8 protein-coding genes and 2 tRNA genes are annotated in these 9745 nt (G+C 71.3%); 8 read left to right on the forward strand and 2 right to left on the reverse strand.

Going from position 1 to position 9745, the window contains the following annotated elements; translation table 11 throughout:
* Window positions 1-42: 42 nt before the first annotated feature.
* Window positions 43-210 (reverse strand): DUF5679 domain-containing protein, encoded by a 168-nt coding sequence (locus ABZU46_RS28970; RefSeq protein WP_007464795.1) that lies wholly within the window; start codon window positions 208-210, stop codon window positions 43-45.
* Between the two features lie 515 nt (window positions 211-725).
* On the opposite strand from ABZU46_RS28970, the gene ABZU46_RS28975 reads away from it, so the two are divergent.
* On the forward strand, window positions 726-1256 hold the full coding sequence (locus ABZU46_RS28975; protein ID WP_354862708.1) for a M48 family metallopeptidase: 531 nt from the start codon (window positions 726-728) through the stop codon (window positions 1254-1256).
* Window positions 1257-1412: 156 nt separating this feature from the next.
* The gene (locus tag ABZU46_RS28980; protein WP_354862709.1) at window positions 1413-2021 is read left to right on the forward strand and encodes a hypothetical protein; all 609 of its coding nucleotides are present in this window, start codon (window positions 1413-1415) and stop codon (window positions 2019-2021) included.
* Between the two features lie 93 nt (window positions 2022-2114).
* On the opposite strand, the gene ABZU46_RS28985 is transcribed toward ABZU46_RS28980, so the two are convergent.
* A complete protein-coding gene (locus ABZU46_RS28985; protein ID WP_354862710.1) occupies window positions 2115-3416 on the reverse strand; it encodes a zinc-dependent metalloprotease in 1302 nt (433 codons plus the stop codon).
* Window positions 3417-3531: 115 nt separating this feature from the next.
* On the opposite strand from ABZU46_RS28985, the gene ABZU46_RS28990 reads away from it, so the two are divergent.
* From ABZU46_RS28990 to ABZU46_RS29015, 6 genes are all read left to right on the forward strand, one after another.
* Window positions 3532-4545: a PDZ domain-containing protein gene (locus tag ABZU46_RS28990; protein ID WP_354862712.1), complete on the forward strand. Its 1014-nt coding sequence runs from the start codon at window positions 3532-3534 to the stop codon at window positions 4543-4545.
* 96 nt (window positions 4546-4641) lie between these two features.
* Complete coding sequence (locus ABZU46_RS28995) at window positions 4642-7641, forward strand: UPF0182 family protein (protein ID WP_354862714.1); 3000 nt, start codon at window positions 4642-4644, stop codon at window positions 7639-7641.
* Window positions 7642-7921: 280 nt separating this feature from the next.
* Entirely contained in the window at window positions 7922-8869 is a 948-nt protein-coding gene (locus tag ABZU46_RS29000; RefSeq protein WP_354862716.1) for a hypothetical protein, read from the forward strand.
* Window positions 8870-8929: 60 nt separating this feature from the next.
* Window positions 8930-9003: transfer RNA gene (locus ABZU46_RS29005), tRNA-Met, on the forward strand.
* 124 nt (window positions 9004-9127) lie between these two features.
* Window positions 9128-9204, forward strand: a tRNA-Met gene (locus ABZU46_RS29010).
* Between the two features lie 211 nt (window positions 9205-9415).
* Window positions 9416-9667 (forward strand): hypothetical protein, encoded by a 252-nt coding sequence (locus ABZU46_RS29015; RefSeq protein WP_354862718.1) that lies wholly within the window; start codon window positions 9416-9418, stop codon window positions 9665-9667.
* The last annotated feature ends 78 nt before the right edge of the window (window positions 9668-9745 follow it).

The raw sequence follows: 9745 nt of genomic DNA on the forward strand, positions 1-9745 counted from the left end.
GACGGCCGTTGTGGCCGTCCCGCCCCCCGTCGATCCGTACGGTCAGACCTTGGCCTTGCCGAGAATCCGGTTCACTGTTGTGCCGCAAACCGGACACTTGCCCTTGGCCATGTTCATTCCGGTCTTCGAGACCTCGACGTGCCCCTCGAAGTCCCGCTTCTCCTTGCACTTCACGCAGTAACCGTTGTAGGTCTGGGCCTGGTCGGCCACGGTAGCCCTCCTCGTCTCGTCCGCCGGTCAATACGGTCCCGGCGGGGTGCCCGGCGGCGGGCCACACGGGGCGCCGGCGCTGGGTCTCACTCCACGGCCACCCTCGTGACCGCTGGTCCGCGGACCCTACCCAGGTCTGGGCAGTTCCATGTCAGCTGTGCATCGGCCTGTGAGCAAGTCGACGTCGAGAGTGTGCATGGCGAATTAGGTCGGATAAGTCAGTTTGGCGGGGACACGCCGACCAAACCCTCACAGCCACCCGTGCGAGTGCCCCCGCGGCAGCGCCGAGCACGGTGATCACCTACGGTGGAGGGAGCCCGCGCGCTGCCGCGCCGTCGACGTACACGGTGGGTGACGAGACGTCCCGGCGACGACCGGCCCAAGAAATTTTCGGGACGCGGGGCGACCAAACACCATTTTTTGGGCGCGTGTCGTGCGGTTGACTCTTGCGGACTCCTGGTCAGTACGCATTAGCTTTCCTTCGTGACACGTAGCCGAGGCTGCGCGGGCCAGTGATGGCGGGGACGCGTAAGCCGGTCGTCGAGGTGCGGCGCAGCCAGCGTCGGCGACGCACGGTGTCTGCGTACCGTGACGGTGAGCGGGTGGTCGTCCTCATCCCGGACCAGTTCTCCCGGGCCGAGGAGAGCGAGTGGGTCGACCGTATGTTGGCGCGACTCGCCGCCCGCGAGGGCCGGCTCGCCCGCTCGGACGACGAACTGGTCGCCCGGGCCAACCGGCTGATCGACCAATACCTCGGCGGGTACGGCGCGAAGGCGGTGCCCGCCAGTGTCCGCTGGGTCACCAACCAGAACGGCCGCTGGGGCTCCTGCACGCCCGCCGACCGCAGCATCCGCATCTCGCACCGCGTCCAGGACATGCCCGACTGGGTGATCGACTACGTGCTGCTGCACGAGCTGACGCACCTCATCGTGCCCAGTCACAACGCTCGCTTCTGGGCGCTGGTCGGCCGCTACCCCAAGTCGGAGCGCGCCCGCGGCTACCTTGAGGGCGTCGCCGCCGCGTCCTGTGCCCCCGTCCCCACCTGATCGCACCCTGCCCGTGCCCTTGATCGGCACCAGGTCGGCGAGGTGGGGGCATCTCCACGACAGGACAGCGCAACATCGCCGACCTGGTGCCGATCATCAGCCGTGCGGGCTGGCCGCGCCGGGCGAGGGGGCGGGCCGGGGCGTTAGGGTCGGGTCATGGCGCGGCGGGTGGTGGTGGTGATGCTCGGGCCGGTGCGCTGGTCGCCGCCCGGGATCGACCGGGTGCAGTGGCGGGCGGCGCTCGCCGAGGACGTCGTCGACCTGGTCGCCACCCTCAACGAGGTGGACGTCGCCGTCGCGGTGACCCCGGCCGACCGTCCACTGGCGGACGCGCTGGTCTGGCCCGGTACCGCCGTCCACGAGGTGGCCGAGCCGACGCCGAACGCAGTGTTCGCCGCGTTGGACGGCTACGACCAGGCGGCCGTGCTCTGCGCTGACGTGCCCGACCTGCCCGCGCTGACCGTCGGCAAGCTGCTGCGCCCGCTCACCACCCGGTCGGTCGCCGTGGCGCCGGTGGAGGGGGGTGGGCCGGGTCTGCTCGGAGTGGCCGTACGACTGCCCGTGCCGGAGTGGTTGCCCCCGCTCGACCTGGACACGGCGACGCCAGCGGACGCCCGAGCCGGTGCTCCCGCGCCCGGGGACGTCGCCGTCACGGCCGGCTGGCGCCGCCAGCGCGGACCGGCCGACCTCGCCACCCTGGACCCGGCCTTCGAGGGTTGGGAGGCCACCCGCGCGCTGCTGTCGGGCTCGGGTCGCCCCGCCTGACCAGGCAATCCTGCGCCCCGCCGCAACGGTGACGTGGCGCGGACGCGTGCCGGGTGCCCGCCGCCGAGTGGCGCGGGCACCCGGGCTCGCGCGTCAGGCCTTGGTGTCGCCGTCGGTGTTGGTGTCGCCCTCGGTGTCGTCGGACTGGCCCGGGGCCTTCTCCTCCACCCCACCAGGCGCGGTGAAGTCGAAGCTGTCCAGCTCGCTCAGGTCCGTGTCGTTCATCGCGAAGGCCACCGGGTCGGCGAAGTCGTCGTCCGACGGGAGCAGGTCCGGGTGGCCCCAGACGGCGTCCCGGCCTTCGATGCCGCGGTGCTGGGTGAGCGCCGCCCACAGGGCCGCCGCCTCGCGCAGCCGGCGCGGGCGCAGCTCCAGGCCGACGAGCGCGGCGAAGGTCTGCTCGGCGGGGCCGCCGGCGGCCCGGCGGCGGCGGAACGCCTCGCCCAACCGGACGACGTTGGGCAGGCGGTCACTGGCCGCGCTGTCCACGACGTGGCACACCCAGCCCTCGACCAGGGCCAGCGCGGTCTCCAACCGGGCCAGCGAGGCCTTCTGCGCCGGGCTGTCCTCCGGGGTGAAGATGCCTTCCAGGGCGATCGCCTGCATCGACTCCGGGTCGGTCGGGTCGACCCGGCCCATCGCCTCCTCGATCGCCTCGCGGTTGACCCGGATGCCCGAGGCGTACATCTCCACGGCGCTGAGCACGTGCCCGCGCAACCACGGGACGTGCTGGAACAGCCGCTGGTGGGCGGCCTCGCGCAGCGCCACGTAGAGGCGGACCTCGTCCTCGGGCAGCTCCAGGCCCTCGCCGTACGCGCGGATGTTGGCCGGGATCAGCGCGGCCGTGCCAGCCGGGCCGAGCGGCAGCCCGATGTCACCGGCGGAGAGCACCTCCGCGGCGAGCGAGCCGAGGGCCTGCCCCAGCTGACCGCCGAAGAGCGCGCCACCGAGGGTGGCCACCATCGACTGCATCGGGCCGAGCTGGGCGCGCGCCTCCGGCGGCACCAGGTCGCCCATCGCGCCGACCATGCGGCTGGCCACCGGGTCGCAGAGCTTGCGCCACACGTCGAGCGTCTTGAAGATCCACTCATTGCGGTTCCAGGCGACCGGGGACTGGATGCCCGACGGCCAGGACGAGGCCGGCTCCAACCACAGGTCGGCCAGGCGCAACGCCTCCTCTACCGCGTTGCGCTCGTACGGCGACACCGCCGGGTCGCCGGCGGCGGCGAGCTGGCTGGCCGCCACCTGCCGGGCCAGGTCCCAGTTGACCGGCCCGCTGCCCGGCGCGGAGAGCAGGTGCTGCAACTGCGACATGAACTGCTGCATCTGCGCGGGATCGTTGGGGTCTGGTGGTTGCCCACCCGGGAGCGCGAAACCGAACGGAATATCAGGCACGACGTCTACGGTACGCGGGCCGCGCCCCAGGTAGCCGCCGCTGGCGTTGCGCTGAGGGCGAAGTCGCGCGGCGCATCCGTCGGGTGGGCCCGGAGCAATCGGTACGCTCTGGCGCATGAGACGTCGTGGCCTGACGGTCCTGCTCGGTGCCCTGTTCACCGCCCTGCTGAGCATCGGGGTGCTCCGGGTGCCGATCCCGTACGTGGTGCTCGGCCCGGGCCCGACGGTCAACACCCTCGGCACGGCCGACGGTAAGGAGGTCATCCAGGTCACCGGCCGGGAGACCTCCACCTCCGCCGGCCAGCTCCGGCTGACGACCGTGGGGGTGCAGCCCACGGTGCGGCTCCGCTCGGCGATCGCCGGCTGGTTCTCCCACGACGAGGCCGTGGTGCCGCGCGAGCTGGTCTACCCGCCGGGGGAGTCGACGGAGCAGGTCGAGCAGCGTAACGCCGAGGACTTCAAGGTGTCGCAGACCAGCGCCGAGACCGCCGCGCTGCGTGAGCTGGGCTTCCCCGTGCAGGTGGTGATCAAGACGGTGGCCGCGGACGGCCCGTCCGCCGGGGTGCTCAAGGTCGGCGACGTGGTCACCTCGGTCGACGGTAAGCCGGTGCCGGTGGCCGCCAAGGTCACCGAGCTGATCCGGGCCAAGCCGGCCGGTACGGCCCTGAGCATCGGTTACACGCGCGACGGCACGGCGTCCACCGCGACGGTGACGAGCCGCGAGCAGGACGGCCGGCCGCGGATCGGCGTCGAGATCGACCAGCAGCAGCCGCATCCGTTCACGCTCGGCATCGACCTGGGGGACATCGGTGGCCCGAGCGCCGGCCTGATGTTCGCGCTGGGCATCGTGGACAAGCTGACGCCGGCCGACCTCACCGGCGGAAAGGTCATCGCGGGCACCGGCACCATCGACGACGAGGGCACGGTCGGCCCGATCGGCGGGATCGCCCAGAAGCTGGTGGGCGCGAAGCGTGCGGGGGCCAAGGTCTTCCTGGTGCCGGCGGACAACTGCGCCGAGGCGGTCCGCAATCCGCAGCCCGACCTGCCGTTGCTGAAGGTGGGCTCGCTGGACGAGGCGCTTACCGCTCTGGAGACGTTGCGCGCGGGTGGTCAGCCGACCCGCTGCTGACCGGTGTGACCGTGCCCCGACACGTTCAGAAACACCCCGTACTCTGGGTGCCTGATCGGAGCCGATCACATCGAGCGTGCGGAGCCAACCGTGGTAATGCGTAGCAGCAGCCCCCTGCCGAGGATGAGCCGGCGCGGCCGCGTCACCATCGCTGTCCTGGTCGGGGTGTTCGTGCTCTTCACCCTGCTCGGCTGGGGTGTCCAGGCCTGGACGGACTGGCTCTGGTTCGACGAGGTCCGCTACACCGAGGTCTTCACCGGTGTGCTGGTCACCCGGCTGATGCTGTTCCTCGTCATCGGGCTCGGCATGGCGCTGGTCGTCGGCGGCAACCTGTGGCTGGCCCACCGGCTGCGTCCGCGGCTGCGGCCGCACTCGGTGGAGCAGGCCACCCTGGAGCGTTACCGGATGGTGCTCAGCCCGCGCCTCGGCACCTGGATCGCGCTGACCGCCGCCGTGGTCGGGCTCTTCGCCGGCCTGTCCGCGCAGAGCCGGTGGAACCAGTGGCTGCTCTTTCGCAACGGTGGTGACTTCGGGGTCAAGGACCCGGAGTTCGGGGTGGACATCGGCTTCTACGTCTTCCAGCTGCCGTTCTGGCGCTACCTGCTCGGTGTCGGCTTCACCGCCGTGGTGCTGGCCCTGATCGGCGCGCTGGCGGTGCACTACCTCTTCGGCGGGGTCCGCCTGCAGGGCATCGGCGACCGGATGAGCAACGCGGCCCGCGCTCACCTGAGCACCCTGGTCGCGGTGTTCGTGCTGCTCAAGGCCCTGGCGTACGTGCTGGACCGCCGGGCGATGCTGCTGGAGTACAACGAGGGCGCCAAGTTGTACGGCGCCGGCTACGCCGACGTCAACGCGTTGCTGCCGGCGAAGGAGATCCTGGCGTACATCTCGATCGTCGTGGCGATCGCGATCATCGTGTTCTCCAACGCCTGGATGCGGAACCTGGTGTGGCCGGGCATCTCGCTCGCTCTGCTCGGCGTCTCCGCCGTGGCGATCGGCGGCATCTACCCCTGGGCGGTGCAGACCTTCGAGGTGAAGCCGAGCGCCAAGGACAAGGAGGCGCCGTACATCCAGCGCAGCATCGACGCGACGCGGGCGGCGTTCGGGCTGGGCGCCACCGACACCACCGCGTACGCGGCGAGCAACCTCAAGCCACCGGCGAACCTGGCCACCGACACGTCCGTCGTGTCGAACGTGCGGCTGCTCGACCCGCAGCTGGTCAGCGAGACGTACACCCAGCTCCAGCAGGTGCGGGGCTTCTACGACTTCGGCCCCAAGCTGGACATCGACCGGTACGGGGTGAACGGCAAGACCTCCGACTACGTCGTCGGCGTCCGGGAGATCAACTACGGCGAGCTGACCGACCAGCAGAACACCTGGATCAACCGGCACACCGTCTACACCCACGGGTACGGCCTGGTGGCCGCCCCGGCGAACCAGGTGGTGTGCGGCGGACAGCCGTTCTTCGTCTCGGGCTTCCTCGGCGAGCGGACGCAGGAGGCGTGCTCCTCGCAGACCGAGCAGATCCCGGCCAAGCAGCCCCGTATCTACTACGGCGAGCGGATGGCGCCCGACGACTACGCGATCGTCGGCCAGTCCGACCCGAACAAGAAGGCCGAGTTCGACAGGCCGGTCGGCGAGGGTGGCGGCGAGTCCTACACCTACACCGGCGAGGGCGGCGTCAAGATCGGCTCGTTCACCCGGCGGCTGCTGTACGCCATCAAGGAGCAGGAGTCGAACTTCCTGCTCTCCGAGGCGGTCAACAAGGACTCCAAGCTGCTGTACGTGCGCAACCCGCGGGACCGGGTGGAGAAGGTCGCGCCGTTCCTCACCCTGGACGGCGACCCGTACCCGGCGGTGGTCGACGGCCGGGTGCAGTGGATCGTCGACGGCTACACGACGGCGGCGACCTACCCGTACGCCGAGCGGGTCAACCTCCAGGTCGAGACGACCGACGAGCTGACCAACCGGGGCACCTTCCAGCTGGCCCGGGAGAACGTCAACTACATGCGCAACTCGGTGAAGGCCACCGTCGACGCGTACGACGGCACCGTGACACTCTACGAGTACGACGACACCGACCCGGTGCTCAAGGCGTGGAACAAGGCGTTCGGCGGGGACCTGATCAAGCCGAAGGCGGACATCCCGGTCGAGCTGACGGAGCACCTGCGCTACCCGGCGGACATGTTCAAGGTGCAGCGCAACCTGCTCACCAAGTTCCACGTGACCAACCCGGGTGACTTCTACTCCGCGCAGGACTTCTGGCAGGTGCCGAACGTGCCGGACGCGCCGGACAGCGGCCAGAAGCAGCCGCCGTACTACCTGTTCACCCAGTTCCCGGGCCAGGAGGGTCCGCGGTTCCAGCTCACCTCGGCGGTCACCCCGAACGGCCGGCAGAACCTGGCCGCGCTGATCTCCGGGTCGTACGTCGACGGGAAGCCCCGGCTGGAGGTGCTGGAGCTGCCGGACCAGACCCGGATCTCCGGGCCGGTGCAGGTGCACCAGCAGATGACCAACAACGCGAACATCCGCCAGCAGCTCAACCTGCTCTCCAGCAACCAGGCCCAGGTGCAGTACGGCAACCTGCTCTCGCTGCCCTTCGCCGACGGCATGCTCTACGTCGAGCCGGTCTACGTGAAGAGCAACCAGCAGGACGCGTACCCGCTGCTGCAGAAGGTGCTGCTCTCCTACGGTGACGGCGGCTCGTTCGTGGCGCTCGCCGACAACATCAACGACGGCATCAAGCAGTTGGTCGAGCAGGGTAAGAAGGCCGGGCAGGGCACCTCGCCGCCGCCGACCACGGGTGGTAACCCGACCAACCCGTCGCCGAGCGCGACGCCGACGCCGGGCAGCACGACTCCGCCGCCGGCCGGCGAGCTGGCCACCGCCGCGGACCGGGTGCAGGCCGCCATCACCGAGGTCCGCGCCGCGCAGACCTCCGGCGACTTCGAGCGGTACGGTCGCGCGCTCAAGGCGTTGGACGAGGCGCTCACCGCGTTCCAGCAGGCGCAGCAGGGCGCCAACCCGACCGGCGCGCCGAGCGGCGGTGCGCCGCCGGCGCCGACCGCCACCCCGAGCGCCGGCACGGGCGGCTGACCGGCCGCCCGAGGAGCATCCCGGAGCCCTCGTCGTCGGACCTGTCCGGTCCTGGCGGCGGGGGCTTCGTCGCGTCCGTACGTTATGCCGGCCTGTCGCCTCTCCGACACGCTTTGTCCCGCTGAACCGCAACCCGCGACCGCCTCCCGCCGTCCTTGATGCAACGGGGCGCGGACAAGGGGGCAGGCGTGAGGGACGCACAGAGCTTCGACGAGTTCTACCGCAGCACCGCCCGGCGGACTGCTGCCCGACGTCCACATCGAGGAGTTGGAGGCGAACGATGTCAGCTGAACTCTCCGACCTGTACCGGTCGCTCACCGTCGTGGCCGACGGTGTCGAGGTGGCCCACCCCGAGATGGTCCGTCGGCACGCCGACCGGCGGGCCCGGGTCCGGGTGGCCGGCAGTGCGCTGGCGGTGGCGGTGCTGCTCGGCGGGGTGGCCGTCGGGGGGCGGCTGGCGTTCTCCGCCGACGGGTCCGCGCCGCTGCCACCACCGGCCGGCACGCCGACCTCCCCGCTGCCGACCGGGTCGGCTCTTCCACCCTCCCCGTCGCCGTCCGCGCCGCCGTCGGCATCCCCGGCGCCCTCGTCCCCGACGCCGTCGCGCGCCACGCCGAGCGGTACGTCCTCGGCCGAGCCCACCGGCGCGGCGACCGCCCACCCACCGACCTCGATCCCGGACCGCGCCTTCTTCGTCCTGGCGGCCGCCAACCGGACGGGCCTGGAATCGACCGCGCCGGGCCCGGTCGTGCCGGCGCTGTGCGGGACCCGGTATCCCAGCGACTCGGCCGTGGTGCAGCGCCGCGCTCGGTCGATGGCCTATAAGCGACCGGAGACCCCGACGGGGAGCGTGCCGGACGGCAGTTACCGGCACAGCATCACGATCTACCGTCCCGGCCGCGCCGACGACGCGCTGCGGGAGCTGCGGCAGGCCGTCCGCGCCTGCCCGGAGCAGAGGATGCCCGACGACACCAGGACCTGGCGGCAGCGACTGCTGGACCCGGGGGAGTACGGCGACGAGTCGGTGCTGTTCGAGCTGCGGGCCCCGTACCCGCAGGGCATGGGCGATCCGGGCGCGTACGAGGTGCGACTGGTCCGGGCGGTCCGGGTCGACGACGTGGTGACGGTGCTCTGGGAGCAGGGTTGGGAGTACACCGCCGCCGAGCGCGCGCAGGTCGACGCCGACAGCCGGCGGGCGGTGGCGGCAATCGAGAAATGGCTCGGCTGACGGCGGTATCGGAGTCGTTTTGCGGTGCCCGGGGTCGGTGCGCTACGGTTAACGAGCCGACGCGGGGTGGAGCAGCTCGGTAGCTCGCTGGGCTCATAACCCAGAGGTCGCAGGTTCAAATCCTGTCCCCGCTACGACTGAAAGCCCGTCTCCGGATCTCCGGAGGCGGGCTTTCGCCATCTCCGGGACCCGTGTCCCGGGCCGTCGAGGCCCCCGCTGATCATCGTCGGGGCGGATGGGTTAGGGTTAACCAGTCGACGCGGGGTGGAGCAGCTCGGTAGCTCGCTGGGCTCATAACCCAGAGGTCGCAGGTTCAAATCCTGTCCCCGCTACCACGGAAAGTGCACACCGGAACCCGGTCCCAGATGATGGGGCCGGGTTTTCTGTTTCCCGGCCGGGTGCGGTGCGCGTGGGGGGTCGGCCGGTGGGCGCTACCGACAAGGGGCAGGGTGCAGAAGGGCGGCGGGCCTGCTCCGGTCGCCCGAACGGCGTGAATTCGGCGTGGACCGACGTGCTGAGGTTGCGTCGTTCGGCGAGGATGGGCGCATGTCTTCATTCGGGAAGTGGTGGGGCCGGCTCAGCGCGGTCCTCGGTGCGGTCGTCCTGGCGGTCTTCGTGCCGGTCGCGGCCTGGGCGTCCACGGGGACCGGCGAGTTGGTGGTGGAGGCCGCCCGGCGGCGCTCCCGTGGCGGCGGCTTCGGTTTCCTCGGTCTGCTCTGCTGCCTCGTGGTGGTGGCGATCATCGTGTTCCTGGTGCTGCGTCTGACGCGCAGCCGACGCGGTGGCCCCCCGCGCTGACCGTGGCCCATCCGGCCGGGCGCCCCCCACCCCCCCACCCCCCCCCCGGGCCCGGGCCGGCGGCGGCGGGGGCGGGCG

The organism is Micromonospora sp. NPDC005197, from assembly GCF_040608295.1.
Classification (GTDB): domain Bacteria; phylum Actinomycetota; class Actinomycetes; order Mycobacteriales; family Micromonosporaceae; genus Micromonospora.